The 19,330-nt window shown below is 43.1% G+C and carries 15 protein-coding genes; 6 read left to right on the top strand and 9 right to left on the bottom strand.

Annotated elements, in window-relative coordinates:
* The first annotated feature begins 219 nt into the window (after positions 1 to 219).
* The 4 genes from L2729_RS00535 to L2729_RS00520 all read left to right on the top strand — a co-directional run bounded on the left by L2729_RS00535 (position 220) and on the right by L2729_RS00520 (position 7,867).
* A complete protein-coding gene (locus tag L2729_RS00535) occupies positions 220 to 1,965 on the top strand; it encodes an ATP-dependent nuclease (protein ID WP_248986476.1) in 1,746 nt (581 codons plus the stop codon).
* The gene (locus L2729_RS00530) at positions 1,965 to 3,383 is read left to right on the top strand and encodes a UvrD-helicase domain-containing protein (protein ID WP_248986475.1); all 1,419 of its coding nucleotides are present in this window, start codon (positions 1,965 to 1,967) and stop codon (positions 3,381 to 3,383) included. The genes L2729_RS00535 and L2729_RS00530 overlap by 1 nt, the downstream gene beginning before the upstream one ends.
* Before the next feature lie 344 nt (positions 3,384 to 3,727).
* Entirely contained in the window at positions 3,728 to 6,538 is a 2,811-nt protein-coding gene (locus L2729_RS00525; protein WP_248986474.1) for a TrlF family AAA-like ATPase, read from the top strand.
* Positions 6,539 to 6,934: 396 nt separating this feature from the next.
* Positions 6,935 to 7,867, top strand: a complete 933-nt coding sequence (locus L2729_RS00520; RefSeq protein ID WP_248986473.1) for a YeiH family protein — start codon at positions 6,935 to 6,937, stop codon at positions 7,865 to 7,867.
* A 17-nt stretch (positions 7,868 to 7,884) separates the two neighbouring features.
* Here the strand turns inward: L2729_RS00520 and L2729_RS00515 are convergent, their stop codons facing one another.
* From L2729_RS00515 to L2729_RS00475, 9 genes are all read right to left on the bottom strand, one after another.
* Complete coding sequence (locus L2729_RS00515) at positions 7,885 to 8,034, bottom strand: hypothetical protein (protein ID WP_248986472.1); 150 nt, start codon at positions 8,032 to 8,034, stop codon at positions 7,885 to 7,887.
* A 118-nt stretch (positions 8,035 to 8,152) separates the two neighbouring features.
* Positions 8,153 to 8,854 carry a DJ-1/PfpI family protein gene (locus L2729_RS00510; RefSeq protein WP_248986471.1) on the bottom strand — a complete coding sequence of 234 codons (702 nt, stop codon included), beginning with the start codon at positions 8,852 to 8,854 and terminating at the stop codon, positions 8,153 to 8,155.
* Positions 8,855 to 9,107: 253 nt separating this feature from the next.
* Positions 9,108 to 10,304 (bottom strand): HD-GYP domain-containing protein, encoded by a 1,197-nt coding sequence (locus L2729_RS00505; RefSeq protein ID WP_248986470.1) that lies wholly within the window; start codon positions 10,302 to 10,304, stop codon positions 9,108 to 9,110.
* A 259-nt stretch (positions 10,305 to 10,563) separates the two neighbouring features.
* Positions 10,564 to 10,788, bottom strand: a complete 225-nt coding sequence (locus tag L2729_RS00500) for a hypothetical protein (RefSeq protein WP_248986469.1) — start codon at positions 10,786 to 10,788, stop codon at positions 10,564 to 10,566.
* A gap of 8 nt (positions 10,789 to 10,796) precedes the next feature.
* Complete coding sequence (locus tag L2729_RS00495) at positions 10,797 to 11,552, bottom strand: DNA-binding protein (RefSeq protein WP_248986468.1); 756 nt, start codon at positions 11,550 to 11,552, stop codon at positions 10,797 to 10,799.
* 40 nt (positions 11,553 to 11,592) lie between these two features.
* Complete coding sequence (locus L2729_RS00490; protein ID WP_248986467.1) at positions 11,593 to 12,138, bottom strand: core component of ECF transporter; 546 nt, start codon at positions 12,136 to 12,138, stop codon at positions 11,593 to 11,595.
* On the bottom strand, positions 12,135 to 12,821 hold the full coding sequence (locus L2729_RS00485; protein WP_248986466.1) for an energy-coupling factor transporter transmembrane component T: 687 nt from the start codon (positions 12,819 to 12,821) through the stop codon (positions 12,135 to 12,137). The genes L2729_RS00490 and L2729_RS00485 overlap by 4 nt, the downstream gene beginning before the upstream one ends.
* Complete coding sequence (locus L2729_RS00480; protein WP_248986465.1) at positions 12,811 to 14,184, bottom strand: ATP-binding cassette domain-containing protein; 1,374 nt, start codon at positions 14,182 to 14,184, stop codon at positions 12,811 to 12,813. The genes L2729_RS00485 and L2729_RS00480 overlap by 11 nt, the downstream gene beginning before the upstream one ends.
* A gap of 17 nt (positions 14,185 to 14,201) precedes the next feature.
* Positions 14,202 to 16,262 (bottom strand): TonB-dependent receptor plug domain-containing protein, encoded by a 2,061-nt coding sequence (locus tag L2729_RS00475; RefSeq protein WP_248986464.1) that lies wholly within the window; start codon positions 16,260 to 16,262, stop codon positions 14,202 to 14,204.
* A 430-nt stretch (positions 16,263 to 16,692) separates the two neighbouring features.
* Between L2729_RS00475 and L2729_RS00470 the strand changes: the two genes are divergently transcribed.
* On the top strand, positions 16,693 to 18,051 hold the full coding sequence (locus L2729_RS00470; RefSeq protein WP_248986463.1) for an isochorismate synthase: 1,359 nt from the start codon (positions 16,693 to 16,695) through the stop codon (positions 18,049 to 18,051).
* 219 nt (positions 18,052 to 18,270) lie between these two features.
* Positions 18,271 to 18,930, top strand: a complete 660-nt coding sequence (locus tag L2729_RS00465) for a 7-cyano-7-deazaguanine/7-aminomethyl-7-deazaguanine transporter (RefSeq protein ID WP_101090075.1) — start codon at positions 18,271 to 18,273, stop codon at positions 18,928 to 18,930.
* Positions 18,931 to 19,330 lie beyond the last annotated feature (400 nt).

Genomic DNA, 19,330 nt, shown 5'->3' with positions numbered 1-19,330 from the left:
AAAATATAGTGTCAGAATTTGTTTTTATCTTAAAATATAAGACAATCATCTTACAGACTAGATTCACGACCCATTCTCTTCACAATTGCAACGACTGTTGATAGTAGTTAATCATATTGACAACCTATAAAACAATGCTCTACAGCATGTTTTTAGCACTAATTAACTGTTATGTTATATCGATGTTTTCATATTTTTTATTGAGCAAAGGGATTTGACATGTCGGTTATACGCCACATAGAAATACAAAACTTTAGATCTATTAAAAATCTATCTTGGAAACCTCAGCCAGGGCTTAATTGCCTAATAGGTCCAGGAGACTCTGGTAAGTCGACAATTTTAGATGCTATCGATCTTGCTCTAGGTGCAAGGCGTTCATACTCTTTCAACGATGCTGACTTCTATCAACTAGACACTTCATCACCATTAACTATCACGGTCACAATTGGCGAGCTTCATGATGAGTTAAAAAATGTTGAGCGATACGGTTTTTTTCTTCGAGGTTTCAATTCTGAGACCAAAGATATCTCCGATGAGCCACAACCAAATTGGGAAACGGTTCTTACTGTTAAGCTTCACGTAGATGCTGACTTAGCGCCTGATTGGCAATTATATTCTGACCGAGCTGATGCTGATGGTCTCGAACGTAGATTACCTTGGAAACACCGAGAGCTATTATCGCCTGCCCGACTTGGCACGACCTCACATCAAAACCTCGCATGGGGAAATCGGTCTGTGTTGAACAAGCTTTCTGAAGAGACATTAGATGTATCCTCAGTTCTTGCTCAATTGGGACGGCAAACCCGTGAAGCCTTTGCTACACAACAAGTACAAGGCGTCACAGAGGTTTTGACTCAAGTCCAGCAAATTGCCAACGGACTTGGTGTACCGGTTGGACAACTTAGCGCGCTTCTCGATGTAAATGGAATATCCATGTCCAATGGTGCTATAAGCCTTCACAATAGTGATGGAACACCTCTAAGACAATTAGGAACTGGATCATCACGCCTTCTCATTAGCGGTCTACAAAAGGCTGCCAGTTGTTCTAGCATTCTTATCGTAGATGAAGCCGAACATGGTCTTGAGCCATACCGTATTACTAGATTACTTAACGAGCTAGGTTCAAAAGATACTGAACCAACACAGCAAGTTTTTATTACAACTCATTCACCTTACGTCTTGCGCGAGTTACAGGCTAATCAGTTGCATGTTGTTCGTAAGCTTAGTCCTCCGCCACCGTTGCCAAATCCGACTGCACCACTTCCGATATATTCGCACTATATTTTCTCTCTTAACAGTGGAGAAGACCAGCAATCAACACTAAGAGTCTGTGCAGAAGCTTTTTTGAGTAAAGCTGTAATCGTTTGTGAAGGTAAAACTGAAATTGGATTAGTAAGAGGAATTGATCTCTACAATCAAGATTACAGTTACCCCACAATTATTGCTAAAGGAGTCTATTGTGCCGATGGCGGTGGCGATAGTATGTTCGCAAGAGCAAGAGTGTTCAAATCTCTTGGTTATCCGACGTCTCTTTTTAAAGATTCCGATAAAGCACAACAACACCAGCTACTAACCACTGAAATGGTAGGTCTAGGAATACCTATTTTTGAATGGCTTAACGACAATGCAACTGAAGATGCTCTATTTTTAGCATGCCCATTAAACATAATTCCAAACCTCTTAGCGTTAGCAATCAGCCGTAAGGGCGAAGACTCTGTTAGAGCAAACATAAGTAACTATTCAAATAACCAAATTACCTTAGATGACTGTCGAGAACGCTTCAATGATAGCCATAGGTCTGTATTAGCAAAAGCGGCAAATAAAAAAGGTTGGTTTAAAGACATTGAACCCGCAGAGGATATGGCTCGATATATAATCGGCCCTAACTTTCAAGGTTTCTCCCCGATACTCATTAGCAATCTAACCAACCTTCTCTTATGGGCTAGTAGCCAAGGTGAGGCATAATGAGAGTAGAAGCCGTTCTTGATACCGAGCGAGGTGCAATTGTTGCTCCCGCGGGCTGTGGTAAAACACATTTAATCACGGAAACATTGTCCGTAAAAAACACCAAGCCTATTTTAGTACTCACTCACACTACTGCTGGTGTTTCCGCACTAAAGAAAAGACTCCGTAAGCTTTCAGTGCCAACGTCGCACTACGTTGTAACTACCATTGATGGCTGGGCATTGCGTATAGCCAATAGTTTCCCTGTAACCTGTCCTATTCATTCTTCACCAGAAACTCCTCGACTTTTCTATCCAGAAATCAGGCAATCAGTATTGAGGTTGCTCATTACTGGTAGCATTAGTGACATTCTACGAGCATCTTATTCAAGGCTGCTTGTTGACGAGTATCAAGATTGTGACGTTAACCAACACAATCTAATTACTTCACTTTCAGAAGTACTTCCGACAGTTATTTTTGGCGACCCAATGCAATGTATTTTTAACTTCGGAGGCCCAATGCCCGATTGGGACAATGGAGTCCTTCAGCACTTTCCACTTATCGAAGAATTAGATACGCCATGGCGTTGGAATAATGTTGGAGCGCCAGCTCTTGGTGAGTGGATACTTGCAGCAAGAGAGACTCTAAAACAGGGAGCAAGGGTTGATCTGCGAACTTGTCCTGCACATATAACATTACACCCACTAACAGACATTGCTCAATCTGACCTGACAAATCAGCATAATGCTCAACACACTATTCTAAACCAACACCCAACGGACTCATTATTAGTCATTGGCAGTTCAGTATGCGACCGTTCAAGGCACAACTATGCTCAAAGTAATTCTAGAATAGAGGTCGTTGAACCTGTACAGCTTGCCAGTGTTACCAATGCTGCTAGCCAATTTGATGACAATACAGGATTAGCTCTTTCAACCACTATTATGCAGGTTGCTAGTACCATGATGACTCATGTCGAAATGGCAAAAACATCGCAACGAGTAGACAGTATTCTCAATGGTAGAAGCAGGACTGCTGTAACCAATAGTGAGCAAGCACTTTGTAACGTTGTTATTGATAGTTCTCGATCAAATATCCTTGAAGCTCTACAGCTACTAGAGCTAAAAACTGGTACTCGTGTTTACCGTAAAGGCGCATACAACGCTTTAAAAGATTCTTTATCTCTTGCAGTCACTTCTCCAACAGTAAGTATGTTTGAAGCAGCTTCTTCAATAAGAGAACGCTTACGCCAGCAAGGAGATAAACGGATACCAAGTCGAGCGATTGGTTCGACCCTTTTACTCAAAGGCCTAGAGGCCGATCATTGCATGATTCTTGATGCGCAAGCTCGAGGAATGAACGCCAACCATTTATATGTAGCACTTTCACGCGGGGCTAAAACCGTCACGATATTCTCTCGGGATGTTTATATTCCGTAATAGCTCACTAATGTAGTGATGTTTAATGGCTAAATCTCTTTATCAGATAGAATGGTAAAAACCAAAATAACTGAAGCTAAAGGCGAGTGCGTCCAACTTAACATTTAATCAGGTCGTACTAAGCTTGTTGGACTGAAATGGTGTCACTCAACAAACACTAAACTATCTGTTCGATCCAACCTTAAGGCGACTGATTTAATTGCTAATTTCATGCCTTATTACCAAGAATAGCTATAAGCCTAGATAACAGTGCAATATCGCATACAATCATTGGGAAATTGCATTTTAATCAATAGCTTTTCAATGTAACTTATGTGCACATACTTTATTCTCACGGTTGATATATGCAATTATTTGAACATGGTTCGGAATGGAGGCGATGGGACCTTCATGTTCACACTCCTGATTCAGTTTTAGAAACACAATTTAAAAGCGATTGGGATGCCTATATAACAGCAATCGAAGACAATGACTCTGATATTTCTGTAATTGGTATCACTGATTACTACTCCATATCTGGCTATGAAAAGGTTCTTGCATACCGACAAGCTGGAAGAATGGGTAACATCACAACAGTCATCCCAAATATTGAATTCAGGATTACACCTACCACAGATAAAAACAAAGGGATCAACATCCATATTCTGATTGATCCAGATGATCCTAACCACGTGGACAATATTAAAATCGCATTAAGTCGATTAATTATCAATTACCACGGCCAGAACTATGCTTGTGTAGAAGACCAGTTAAGGGCATATGGCCAAGCTATATCACCACAGACGGAAAGTTGCAAAGTCGCTTCTCTCAAGGTTGGAATCAATAACTTTAAACCATCATATGACGTATTTAAGAAATGGTACAACGAAGAAAAATGGCTGAAGGAAAACTCTATTGTTGTGGCAGCAAATGGCTCTAATGATGGAGTTTCTGGCATTAAAGATGGTGGGTTTACTGGAACAAAAAAAGACATCTACCAGTTTATCGATATGGTATTTTCTGCGACACCAAGCGACATTAATTACTTTACAGGTCAAGGAACTAAAAGCAAAAAGGATATTGTAAGAGAGATTGGCCGTCTAGTTCCTTGTGTTCACGGTTCAGATGCACACTCTATCGATAAATTATTTGAGCCTGACCACAAGAGATACTGTTGGATTAAAGCAGACCCTACATTCAATGGTCTTAAACAGGTTGTCTATGAGCCTGACAGAGCATTTATTGGTGAACTTTCCCCCGAAACAAAGTCTGAATATCAGACCATCAAGCGAGTAAGATACATTGATAATTCAGGCAAGAATAAATTCCCTAATAAATGGATACCACTTAACAAAGACCTGAATACGATTATTGGTGGTAAATCTTCTGGTAAATCGATGCTCCTGTACCACATTGCAAAGACTATCAATCCCAACGAAGTATCAACTAGAGTTGAGCTATCGAAATCATCTACATACAGCGATATTCCATATTTAGATTTCGAGGTTGAGTGGTCAAACAACGAAGTATCGACGCTTTCTGATGCTGAAAATCAAATTAAGGCAATTACCTATATACCTCAACTCTATATCAACCAACTAGCAGATATAGACGGTAGAGATGACTTAAACGAATTAGTGTCGAAAACACTTCTACAAGGTGAAACCTATCAAGAGTTCGTTAACGCTGTAGAAAACAGGATTCGCACAGTAAACTCATCAATTAATGACAAGATCGACACTCGCTTTTTATTAGTTAGTGAATTCCAAAAGACTCTTACCGAACTAAATGAAATTGGTAATCTGACATCTGTTAAGGGTGAGATTGCTTCACTTGAAGCAAAATCAAAGGGAATTCGAGACAAATCTCAATGGACAGCAGAACAAGAGAGCATTTACTCAAATCTAACCCATAAAAGGCAGTGCACTGTTAGGGCTATAAACAAGCTTAAGTACATTCAATCTGGTTTAATAAAATTCACGGAAAGCATTGATAATCGACAAGCTCAGTGGCTTGAATCAATTAAAAGTCAACTCGCACAGGACTCAGGGCTAACTGCTCATTCAACAGTACTCAATCAACTTTTAAGTTCAATGCAAAATGAGATTACTATCGGGTTTGACAAGACCAAACATACAGCAAATGAAAAATTACAATCAATTCCAGAGAGACTAGAAGCACTAGGTGACAAATTAGAGTCCATAGATCGAGAGCTTACCCCTCTTGAAGAAGGCGTAAAAGACAAGGCCGCGCTAGAAAAACTAAACAATCAACTCAAGTTCGAGAGAGATAAGTTTGCAAAAATAAACGTGAAACTGAAAGAGCTTAAGTCAATCCAAGGTAAAGGTGAAGAATGCATCAAGGAGCTTAATGAGCAATATTGTTTATTGATAAGCTTATATAATTCCCACTGTGATGAAATCAGCAAACATCAAATGGATGACGACATAAAGATTGAAGCAAAGGTTATTGTTGATCCACTAAAGTTTGATTCGTTCGTAAGTTGCTACCACAAATCCGGAGCTATTCGTTCAGTTGTTAGTGACGTTCAAAACGACAACGGCGACTACAAGTTTGACACAGACACCCATGCAGATTTTGTAGAGACAACAGCCAATATAATTAAGGGTAAAAATGCCCCAACTCTGCGTAAAAATCATGACCTTAAGGACGCATACAGGTACCTATATGCTGACTACTTTAGTATCAACTTCATTGTTACCTACAAGAATGACAGTATTGTACATATGTCGCCTGGCAAGCGTGGCTTAGTCTTGCTTAGCTTGATGCTTGAGTTAAGTAATTCTACGCACCCAATATTGATTGATCAGCCAGAAGATAACTTGGACAACAGAACGATATACTCAGAACTTAAAGACTTCGTTCGCAAGTGTAAGAATAAGCGGCAAATTATTATGGTAACGCATAATGCAAACCTTGTAGTCGCAGCAGATGCTGAGTGTGTAGTAGTTGCAAACCAACGCGATCAATCTGGGTTAGCGGGAACATATCAGTTTGAATATCTAGGCGGTAGTTTAGAGCATAGCTTGAAGTTTGATAACTGTTACAACTACCAATCACTTAATGAGCTAGGTATTCGACAGCATGTTTGTCATATCCTTGAGGGCGGTATTAATGCCTTCAAAGAGCGAGAGCTGAAATATAACTTACTTTAATTTGAGTTTTGTGCATGATTGAAACTCTGGAAAATGATATGTTGATATCTACTTTTTTAGGAATAATGACGGCCAAAACTCATTTTTCTGGAAAGTACACACGCACCTTGTTGTTAAAGGCTTTGCAGAAATCTTCCAGATTCCACGTGTGGCAGTACTTCATTACTATGCGATAACCTACTGAATAAAAAGGCAATAACAAGATAGCAACGCTATTACCACTACCTATAAATAACAATCCGAAGTTGACCACAGCTTCGGATTTTTTATGGCCCCAACACACTTACATTCAACGTTGCTAAACTGACATTTAGTAGTATTTAATTTATCAAAATCAAAATAAGCGTTATACTCAGCGGCTAAATTACCACTGATACCTAACGTAAGTTCTGCTTAATGACCCTCTTAAATCAGCCACGAGCACAACTCGCTCTATTTATTCTAGTGGCCTTACTATGCCTACTGCCAATTATCTCATCTCCTGTTGCACTTATTCTGGGCTTTACCCTTGCCAGTATTGGCTGGGCACCCAATCAGCTTATTCTCGCTAATTTAACAAAGAAGCTATTAGCCTATTCCATTATCGGCCTAGGTTTTGGTATTCAACTCGATACCGCGATGACGGTCAGCTTAGACAATCTCCCTTTGATTATAGGTTCGATTGTTTTCACCTTAGTATTAGGTGTTGCGCTGACTCGCATTCTCAAGATGGACAGTAAAACCGGCTATTTGATCGCCTCAGGCACGGCAATTTGTGGCGGTAGTGCGATAGCGGCAGTTGCACCCGCCATTAAAGCAACGAACGAACAAGCGGCGATAGCGTTGGCTACCGTGTTTATTCTTAACTCTGTTGCGCTATTTTTATTTCCTGCCATTGGCCATGCATTATCGATGACGCAACATGAGTTTGGCGTATGGAGTGCAATAGCGATACACGATACATCTTCAGTGGTTGGTGCGGCATCCGCCTATGGCAATGAAGCGCTCACGACGGCGACAACGATTAAGCTTGCTAGGGCCTTATGGATCGTTCCTATCGCATTACTCAGCGCAATGTTCTTTAGTGGCGATAAGAAAAAAATTACCATTCCCTATTTCATTGGTTTTTACTGTTTAACCATCTCAATAGCTTATTGGATTCCTCAAGGAGAGGCTTTTTATGAGGTCGCCTTTGAGGCGTCGAAACGCTTATTGGTGGTGTGCTTATTCTTAATTGGTGCGGGGATTACGGTCAAGAAGATGAAAGCCACAGGCCCAAAACCATTGGTGTTGGGGTCACTGTTATGGCTGGCAATTGGTGCGAGTTCGTTAGGATATATTCTCTATTAAGCCCATCGCAGATGATATTAGTCCGGCATACTATTTTGACGGCGAAATACAATCCAAAGTAGACCACTAAAAGCACCGAGATCAATGAGTGCTCGCGTCAACCCAGACGTCATGAGTGAAGCACTGATTAATAGCAGACAACACAGTAAGATTAACCCTTTATTCATGCGAACTCCCCCCAATTTGCGTTCTGAACCAATCGCAATTATTGAGGACGTTCGCAATTCCTGCCAATATCCTTTATTACTATTTAATAGCTTTTTCAGCTAAGGCTATATCATTTGTTTATAAAGTAACACCGTAAGGATCATTCTCACTGTCATCAACCCAATGGTACTCGGTTAGCGTTTCAATGCGTCTAGCCTCTGCTTCGCCATGTAATTGTTTTACCCAATACAGAGCCGCATCAGTACCTGCGGAGACGCCTGACGAAGTTAAGAACTTCCCGTCATCGACCCAACGCGCCTTTGGCTGCCAATGCACTTTATCGCCCAATGAGGTCACCCACTTAAAGGCCATTTTGTTAGTGGTCGCCTTAACGCCATCTAAGCTTGATGTTTTTGCCAACAATGCTGACCCCGTACAAACCGAAAATACTTTTTTACTGCAAGCAAACTGCGCGGTTAGCCATTGGAGCATAGGCTCATCATCAACTAATTTTCGCGTACCTAGTCCGCCAGGGATTAATAACAAGTCACAATCATAAGTGCTATCTATTAAAGCATCAGCCACCACCCTTGGCCCTTGATAACTTCTAACCAACTCAGTCGGCCCCACCAGCTTTATCTCTACATTTGGCATATGCCCAAGCATTTCGATGGGGCCATGTAGGTCTAGTGTTTCATAATCGTCAAATACCAAGGCCAATACACGATAGCGGTTTTTTTGAAATAGCGCTGTTGTCGTGGTTGCTGCCGCTGGAAAAGCGAATAAACTCGACGCAACGACCACCGAACTCATCTTTAGAAATTGTCTACGTTTAAGCATCTGTTTATCACCCTAAAGCCAAAAAGATCGATGTACATATTTTTACGTTTAAGCATCTGTTTGCCACCCGCTGCTATCCATTCTTTTTGTTAGAATGTCGGCTTGTGACTTAATTCAATGATCGTTAAGTAAAGAATGGCTTAAATAACAAATAGCGGAGGTAGATCAAAAAAGCCGAAAGCTAAGTAAAGCTCTGGTCACAAAAAAGCGCCATTAATGGCGCTTTTTTAGCTCTTTAAAAGTGGGGCATCGCTTAATAGAAAGGCGTTGGGTCTATCTCTAAGCTACTTGGCGAGAGCCCTTTCTCAATATTGAGATCGGATTTAAGCAAATCAACCATCGTCACTCCAGTGTAGTGCTTATGTTTATTTGAATAAAAACACTTCACCTTTGGATGCAGTGCATCGCGGTTTTTAGCTTCCCATACAATACCGATCCGACTATCGGATAACTCAACCAATGAGCCTACGGGATAGACACCAACACAACGAATAAAGTCGTACACTAGGGCTTGATCTAAATGGAACGGCGTTAAACTCAGTAGAATTTTAAACGCAGCAGCCGGACTCATCGCCTCTTTATAACAGCGAGTCGCAGTTAACGCATCGAAGATATCGACGATACAACTCATACGGCCATGAATTGGGATCTCATCGCCCTTAAGTCCGCGCGGATACCCCTTACCGTCGAGTTTTTCGTGGTGCATCAAGCTGATGTCTTTACTCACCTGCGAAAGGCCAGCGGTGTTATTCATGATCTCGACCGCAAACGTTTGATGTAATTTGACGTGCTCAAACTCTTCGGCGGTTAACTTACCAGGCTTATTGAGAATGGCGCTATCGACTTTGATTTTACCGATATCATGCAAGATACCACCCACTGCTAATTTACGTAGCATGTCAGTATCGAATTTCAGATAACGACCAAACGTCACCAGCAAAAATGCTACATTGATGGAATGTTCTAGCAGATAAGCGTCTTTTGAACGAAGGGCTGATACGCATTTTAAAGCATCGGCATCGAGCAATACCGATTCAATCATGTTGTCGGCCAGCACTTCAAAAGGCCCAACCTCTACCGCTTTGCCCTCAAAGATTTCAGACAGCACTTTTTGGATGAGATCTTTAGCCTCAACCATTAACTCTTTTGCTTTCTTTTGAGTGTTAGCTCGGTCTTTAATGACTCTTTTAGCGACCGGCTTGACCACGGAAGTCGACTTCAAATTTGGCCGATTCAAACCACATTCAACTGACGAACGCTCAGCATTAACCCACACATGGGTAATGCCGCTGCGTAGCAATTTGGTAATCGCTTCTTTGCTGCGGATTTGACCTGCGTTAGCAATACTCACGTGTCCTTTGTCGCTGTCGATAGACTCGACAAACATACCTACGCTTAATTTTGCGACAGCTACTTTAATTAGGTTTTTTGATTCAATTGAATCACCCATTATCTCTTCGTCCCCGGATGACAAAATGTTCAAAGCACTCGAGTTTAAAAGCGCTTCCTCTACTGACTGTTGGTTGAATGTTGCTGAAGTCACATTCAGCTTATAATTATTATTTTGCGTAGAGGCGCACATTCTATTCTGAGTGCTAACAAAGCACCACAGTTAAAGCCAACTAAAACACTCGGGTAATATGGGGTGAAGTCAAAAACAATTATTAATTAGTTAGATACGCTATATATCGAACTGAAATTAGTACATATCACTCCTTAGTTGCGTAGTCTTTTTTATAACAATCGAACCCATTTTGACGCCAACGACGATAAAGGCAGTTGTAGCACGAACGTAAATGGTCATCGATCTGCTCATCTTCATCGTCTTCCAAAAAGAGGTTACATTGTTGCGCAGCCTCACGGGAGACTAAATATGCTTCACTATCAAAGTTAAATCGCCACACGCCATCAATATAGGTAAACCACTTATCCATACTCGCCTCTAATATGCTTTAAGAGTTTGTTTAGAGGCATTCACCCAACCACTCTCATGCTGGCTAACGAGCAAGGCAAACATATGCTGGCGATAAACGGCTTTAACCTTACCACTCAGTAATACACGTTCATCAATGGCTAAGATATCGCCATTGTCACTTAATACCGCTTGCAGCGAACTCATTGATAAAATATCTGCAACACTGAGCTCTGCGGCCACTCCAGCAGCATAATTACCGAGATCTAGTTGCCCTTTTACTCGTCCATCTTGACCACTTAAGCGTAAGCCTAATCCCGCTAATGCCCCTATAACGCCCTGACCTGTCCCTCCGTGTTCCGTTAAATCGATGCCTAGCTCAGCCGCGAGTTCATACGCTTGTTGTTTAGTTTTAACCGCCACTTTCGCGGACTGACCAAAAGCAATCAGAGCGTTAATGTCATACATTGAGGTCATATCCAAAATCGCAAGACCCGGATCTGCCGCCGCTGCTGATTCACTCAATAAATGGGTTACACATATTTGTTTAATGGTTTCAACACTAAGGTGGGTTTCAATGCGAAAACACATGGCACTGTTGTGTGAGGTGTAGGGAATATCTGGATGCACAAATAGTTGATGTCGAGTCACCCAGCATCTGTCGCTGTTTGCCTTTGTTTTCAAATGCGCTTGCGCTAACAGATTTGCGATCTCTTCCGCTATCTCTCCCGTACCTTTGGTTGCTATATCGTCTGTATCATCGATGCAGATTAGCCAACTTTTCATTTATGCTCCTAAGCTGTAATCATTTTTAAATGGCGGTTTGTTACTTGTATTGTTTGTGGTGGTCTTGCAATAAGTCATGGGATTGCAAGCGCCGAAGTACCGTGGGAACGATGAGTGCGGCGCCGATGGCGAACACTCCACCTTGTAGAAAATTAAGTGCAAACTTGGTTAACGCAATCTGGTGTGTCATGCCTGCGAGCATATTCTCAACCCAGCCTTTGCTCGCCCAAGCAAGACAGCCAATTAACGCCACAATCACGCATTGCCAGCGCAGTTTAAACACGCCTGCAATCATCAATAACGTAAGATCCATTGCCACCGCTGGCAGGCCAAACTTAAGCAAAATGAGTGGACCGCCCTTGCCAACACTGAGCATCATGGCAACAATGCCAGCCAGTAATCCGCAAGCGGTGATACAACCGACTCTACCGACAGCGCCATAACAAAGTAGGTAAAAAAAGGTCATCAAAAACATCGAGTGACCACTTAGCCCTAACTTGAGTCGTAACATGCTTTTTAAGACCACCAATAAGGTGGCGCAAAATCCGATAAACAGCGCGTCTTCTAATTCGAAATGCGATTTCATTCTGAGTCTCTTGTTGATGGCCAATGGGTGGCTTTAGCAGCATTGCCAAAATGGCGCAGCTTTGCCGAGATTGCCATCTGCTTGGAAAGCTTTAATAACTGGATCAGCAGCGGCAGTAGCACGCAATAAATAAACTCCGGCCAGTTCTTGGGATTACGCAGTGCTTTAGGGGTGATCCTTGCACCACGCATACATTGGATCTGATAGATCTCTTTTAGCTCTCGTGACATAAAAGGCAGTAAGCTGAGTGACGCTGCAACGACAAATGCCCATTGATGGGGTAAACCCCAACTTAAAACTTCTCCAAGCCGCTCAGGAGGTTGAGTGCTTGAAAGCCACCAGCCGGGTAACATTGCCAATAACACCCGCAGCACCACAACGGCGCCTTCAAGTAACTGGCTCTCTCCGTGAAACAAGTAGTAAAGTCCCATTGTAGTGACCAATTGCACTGTCGCTATTTTCAGTAACGCGCTGATCTTTTTCTTAAGCAGCAGTCCATGAACGACCAAGCCCCCATTAAGGGCCACCAATATCCACAGTGCACTGCTTGGCAGCAGAAATGCTGAGGTCGAAAGCAATAAGCTCAATAGTAATGCCAGCGCACAATAGTGGGTTTTGTTCAGCCGCCCCAAAAATCGACGGCGCTTACCCACCGCCAACCTTCTTAGGGGGTTAACCCGCATAGGACTGCTCCATCGACTCAGACCTGTCTAACAAAAAACCTGATTCGATGTGCCAGACTCGATCCACATCATCCAATGACATTTCTCGGTGACTCGACAGTAAGATGGCACAGCCCTGTTGTCGCAATTGCAGCAACAGTTGCCACACTTTCTCGCAATGCACGCTATCCAGTCCTGCAAAAGGATCATCAAGCAGCAACACCTTAGGCGTTAAACATGCAAGCGAAGCTAGGGCGATGATATGTTGTTGTCCGTAGCTCAGTTTATGAGGCGATGCCGCGGCTAACCCCATTAAAGAGAGCTGCGCTAACATCTGCTCTGCACGAGTCAGTGGGAGCTTGAATCGACGTAAACTAAATTGCATTTCGGTCAACACCGTCTGTTCAAACAGCTGTCGATTCGGTCTTTGCAGCAGCAAGGATAGGTTAGGCCCGTATATGCCCAGCTTAGGGCGCTTGCCAAGTACCGAGAACGGCAGTTGACCGATATCAGCTTGGATCCCTGCAAGCGCTTTTAATAAGCTACTTTTACCGCTACCGTTATCCCCCACCAATGCCACGATTTCGCCTGCAGCAAGGCTTAACGTATTGGCGCAACGGAACAAGGTTTCACGGCCAGTAAATTGAAAACGATGCGGTGAAATACGCACCCTTTCTTCTGCGCAGCTCTCACTTGTCGTCGCTTTTGCTGCTGTCACATTGAGCTTGTGTTCGCGTGGTACCGACGGTAAATATAAACCCGCCACCAATTTGCCCTGTTCTAACTGCCATAGATGAGAAATTAGCGTGCCAAAGGCTTGGGGGTGATGTTCTACCATCACAATGGCTACCCCGTCACTCAATAAACTTTTAAGCACAAAATACAGCTCTTGTACCCCATGGTTATCTAACTGAGTCCAAGGCTCGTCGAGTAACAGTAAGTTTGGCTCAAATACTAACTGCGCAGCCAACATCAAACGGTATTTTTGCCCCAAGGACAGCACATCGACAGGCGTGTCGATGCTGATATATAGCCCCACGCGCCTGAGTGCTTGTTGTACTTTTTCTAACATTTTTACCGATGGCGTGCCGAGGTTTTCCAGAGCAAAGGCAATTTCAGCTCCTACACTCTGGCGTAACACCTGCACATTGGGGTCTTGCATCACTAACCCCACCATTAGCGCCGGGTGCCGAATCATCTCTCCTTCAAAGGGTCTCGATAACTCACCCGCAATGAGATGCAGTAAGCTAGACTTACCGCAGCCCGTTGCGCCGCTGATACAATGGCATTCTCCGTGATTTACTGACAAATGAAGATCATCCAAGATCGCCACTTGGTGAGTGTCATAGCCAAAATGGATCCCTTTCAGCTCGATTAAATTCATCTATTTGCTCCCGTTACCTAGATCTGCCAATTAATGCCGATAAACACTTGGCGACCGGCCTGCGGTAAAGATTCACTTTGGTAGTAATTCTCGTCGAGTAGATTGGTGGCTCTTAGGTAAAGCTCCAGTTTGTCATCAAGCAAAGGTTGAACGAGGTTGATATCAACCAAGGTGTAATCACCTAGAGACTGCTCAACCAAGATTTTCTGACCAGCCACTTTTTGTTGTGAGTAGTAGATTTGGTCCATGATCCGCTCGGCATTAAGATTTATCCGCATCGCAAAAGGCAACTCGTATTGCGCTTGGAAACGCAGCTTGTGGCGCGGTCGATACTCCAGAGTCTGCATCGAATCAACTGCCGATTTATCTTCTGTATCTAAAAAACTATAAGCAAAGGTGATAGAGAGATCATCAACGCTATTATTCTTTAGCTCCAGATCGACCCCTTTGAAGTTATAATCGCCCATGTTTTGATAAACACTGGTTAAATCTTTGGCAATATAGTCTTCAGTATCGGTGTAAAAGCCTGCAATATTGAGCTCTGTTGAGTATCCAAGATCTTGCTGTAGCCCCAACTCTAGATGCTTTGACACTTCGGCTTCGAGATCAGCATTACCTGATGATTGTGCATACAGGTTGCGCATAGACGGGAAGCGTACTTTGCGGGCGATACCCATATTGATACGAGTATGCTCTAGCGCCTGCCAATAGCCTGATAATTGTCCCGAATAATCCGTTTCAACTTCTGAGACACGGTCTTGGTCGTGAAATGCACCGCCCAATGTGACGCCGTAATTATCACCTTGGTATTGATACTCTAGTGCTGTGGTGTATAGCCAAGCTTCATCATCGAAATTATCACTACTGCCACCGCTCCCTCCGCCATTTCCACCGCCGTTACCACCACCGCCGTTACCGCCGCCATTGCCACCGCCACCACCATTTCCGCCACTCCTTGTGGCTTTATCCGTTTTGCTACTCTTGATCGCACTCGATTCCCAGCTCTGCTTCTCAGCAATGAATGCTGTGGTTAAAATACCCGCTTCGTCAAAATTAGAAATAAACTGCAGATTAGCCCCTTGGACAGTAGATCGGCCATCTTGCTGAGCTTTGACTGCTTGATAGCTATCATCTTTGTATTGGGTTTCTAATACATCACTCTGATTGTGATAAGCAAAGCCACGCAATGTGAACATTGAATTGAATTTATGTGCTAGACCTAGTTGGAATGTCTTAGCTTGATAGTCATCAACTCTTTCGAATTTTACACTGCCAGTACCGGTACCGTCTCGACTAGGCTTACCCCACTCACCTTGACGAAAACTCATATTCGCCATGAACTGAGTATTATCATTAAGCAAGTAGCTCGCTTGAGCATAGAGATTATCTAAGGTTTTATCGGCATTCTCGCGTAAATCACCTTGTTGATACTCGGTATTATCATAATCACTCGACATAGACCAACCATCAGTTTGCTGCCGACTGTAATTGATTAATCCCTGCCAGTTGTCACCGCTGCCTGCAGCGCTGATGTCACCGTTGAACGTGTTGTCTTGGGCCGCTTCTAAGCGTCCTGATAAACGAGGAGCATCCTCACCTTGTTTGGTAATAATGTTAATCACACCGCCCGCGCCACCAGGGCCATAAAGTACTGATGTTGGCCCAACAGATACTTCTACAGAGCTAATCTGACTTGCTGGAATTAAGCTAGGATCAAACTGACCATCTTCAGCGCCATTGGCTGGCACACCATTAATCAGGTAGATAACATGCCGCGCTTTAAAACCGCGAACATCAACACGAGGAGTGCCCTGTCCGCCAACGCGAACATATAACCCTGGTACATTTTTTAGCAATTGATCTAAGCTCTGAGCACCAGTTGCCTTGATGTCATCTTCATTAAGACTCCAATGAGTTGTTGCCGATTCTGTAACCGCAGCTTTCTCTCCATGAACCACAATCACTTCGGTCACATTCAGAATAGGGTCCCGCTCCATCTCATCTGCTTGCACTTGATAGCTAACGCTAAGTGCCAGTGCAATAGAAGATAGTTTCAGGGCTTTATTTTTGTTTCTCATTGGTTTTCATTATCCTAACGACATTAATGGCGCCTATTGTCAGAAAGAGGGCCTGCGTACACAAGTGACAGATAGGGGAATAGCAACCTAGATCGACTAATTGGAACAAATAGAAAAGAACGCGGAAGCCGCTTGTGACATTTTGACCATGATTAATGATGAGTCAGACAAAAAGACGCAGCAAATCCCATAAATGGAATAAACTAGGATCTCTAACCCTCCATCCAAGGCAAGTCTTGAGTGCTAAACTAAAGCATGATGATTAAATAGTCAGTGATAGCTCACAGCAGTAGAGCAACCGACTTGACACTCTTCCCACTGGATATTACTTTGTGTAAAGATTCTTATTACCAATTTGAAACTGGGTTAATTAATAAGTAGAGGTCAGCACCTCTAAACAGCCCACACGAAATGCTATTTGGAGTATTTATTGGCCGCCCCTTTGCTGTCTCATGCTATTAAGTCTTTAACAGACAAGCTTTCATCTTTTACTCTTCAACCACACAGCGACCCCATTATTCAGCTGTCGGTGACGATTTCGGCGATCCCTGTTATTGCTTGGCTAGCAGCGCAATCAACTTATCCTAGAGTCTATTGGAAAGGGCGTGACACCGAAGAGGAAGTCGCCGCCATTGGCAGCTGTAAAGATTTCTTTTTTGGTGATGATGTTGATGATCTGGAAATGTCAGCGGAATACCAAAAGCAACGTGCCCTCACCAGTAATCAAGACATTCGTTATTACGGTGGCGTCGCTTTTGATCGCAAAAATGAGAGTTGGCCAGAATTTGGCAAGGCACGTTTTATCTTGCCACGCATTGAATTACGCCGCAGCGGCAATGAATATAAGCTACTCATTAATCTTAGCTTTACCGATAACAGTCTCGAAGAAGAGATTGCGATTGCACTGCAAGCGGTTGCAGCGCTTGATAACCCAAAACCACTAACCCCCCCCAATAAAGTGGCGTTAATGAGTCGCAGCGATAAACCTGATCGCTATCGCTGGAATGAGCTCGTTAATCAAGTTACTCATCCAAAATTTATTAAAGACACTCCCAAAGTCGTGCTATCTCGTCAAACTCAACTTGAAATTAATGAGTCAGTCGACCCTTGGATGCTACTTGCCTGCTGGCAGGGAAGAAACCCAAATAGTTTTCAATTTGGTTTTCAATTTACCCCTGAAAGTGCCTTTATTTCTTGTACACCTGAACGCCTATATCGACGCAGACAACGAGAGCTGTTTACCGAAGCGCTTGCTGGCACAACAGTGAGAGGGATCAATCAAGAGCAGGACAAGGCACTGGCACAAGAGTTGTTGGACGATACCAAGAACAGTCACGAGAACCAGTTGGTTAGACAGCAAATTGTGGATGTACTCAGTCCACTAAGCCATTACGTTGGCGCAGAAGAGTTTCCAACCATATTTAAGCTAAGTCATATCCAGCATCTACACCGCTCAATTAGAGCGGAGTTAAAAGCGGGCGTTAATGACTTTCAACTGATCCAAGCGCTACACCCCACCCCCGCTGTTGGTGGCCTCCCTAAAGAACCGGCAATGAACTTTATTCGTCAACAAGAAGGCTATGCTAGAGGTTGGTATGCTGGCGCGTGTGGTTACTTCAATAAGCATGAAAGTGAGTTTGCCGTCGCTATCCGCAGTGCACTTATCGAACCAGGGCGCATTAACCTATTTGCGGGTGCGGGTATTGTTTCAGGATCTGAACCGGATAAAGAGTGGACTGAGCTTGAAAACAAGTTAGCCACTATTTTGTCAATATTGACCGAGTTATAACACCACAGCCAACCAAAAGTAGTGACTTAACAACGAATGTGGCAGGAAATTAGCCGCCACATTACTTTTCTGCTTGCTCTGTAAAAATTCTGCTCTATAATTTGCCGCCCCATATTATGGGTTCGCACTATTTTTACTAACCAAAAATTGTAAAATTATAGCGATTATCGCTATTGCGGGTTCCCTCACCCCGCCCGATTTATTAAAAAAGGCCACAAGATGTTGATGTTATCTCCGACGCAGGTTCGCCGCGCGTTACTGCTTTTAGCAGGCTTTCACATAGTGATTATTTGTACCAGTAATTACTTGGTGCAATTACCCTTTCAGATCTTCGAACTGCATACCACATGGGGCGCTTTTAGCTTTCCATTTGTTTACCTTGCGACCGATCTTACCGTCAGAATTTTTGGTCAGCAGGCTGCCAGAAAGATTATTTTTCTGGCCATGCTGCCCGCACTCGTCATCTCTTACTTGATGGGTGTGGTGTTCCATCAAGGCAGCTTTCAAGGTGCAGCAGCCTTGCTAGAATTCAACAGCTTTGTATTTCGTATCGCCTTTGCAAGCTTTGCAGCCTATTTTATAGGTCAGCTTATGGATATCTTTGTATTTGCCAAATTAAGACAAACGAAGTCTTGGTGGGTTGCGCCAGCAGCCTCAACCATCATAGGCAACCTTGTTGATACGATCGTCTTTTTCTCTCTGGCATTTTACGCCTCAACAGATAGCTTTATGGCTGCTAACTGGCCTGAGATTGCCAGTGTTGATTATGGTTTCAAGCTCATCGTTAGCCTGGGTCTATTTTTACCGGTTTACGGTCTGCTATTAAAAGTACTACAAGAGAAAATCTTGCAAGAGACGGGTCGTAAAACCCTGCTATAGCGCCACTTTCGGCTCAGCAGGCTGACTATCATTTAGCCGCTAATTCACCTTCGCCTCATTTTTTGAGAGATATTATCGGTGAACAGGCTCAATGAATGGGTGTGGATAATATGCTCGCTCGATGGCGAAGTCGCTGACTTTGAATTGACGAGTAAATTGCAGGTATATTTTACAGTCGACTGAGCGGAATGTTGCCAGCGGATCTCAGATAACGGTATTGAGTAAAATAAAACCCACTTGCAAGAACGGCTCGGAGATAAAAATTGATAATAAAACTTGCAAACACAAATGAGAATCATTACTATTAATGTGCGTTCCAAAACTCAGGTTAATCTATAAAGTTCTCATCATCTTTATACTGCAACGAGTTTTTTATTAGTTTTTAGCACGACATTGCTCA

It is taken from the genome of Shewanella gelidimarina (genome assembly GCF_023283945.1).
Taxonomy (GTDB): domain Bacteria; phylum Pseudomonadota; class Gammaproteobacteria; order Enterobacterales; family Shewanellaceae; genus Shewanella; species Shewanella gelidimarina.
Note: the sequence above shows the minus strand (reverse complement) of the source record. Positions and strands in the feature narration are given on the sequence as shown.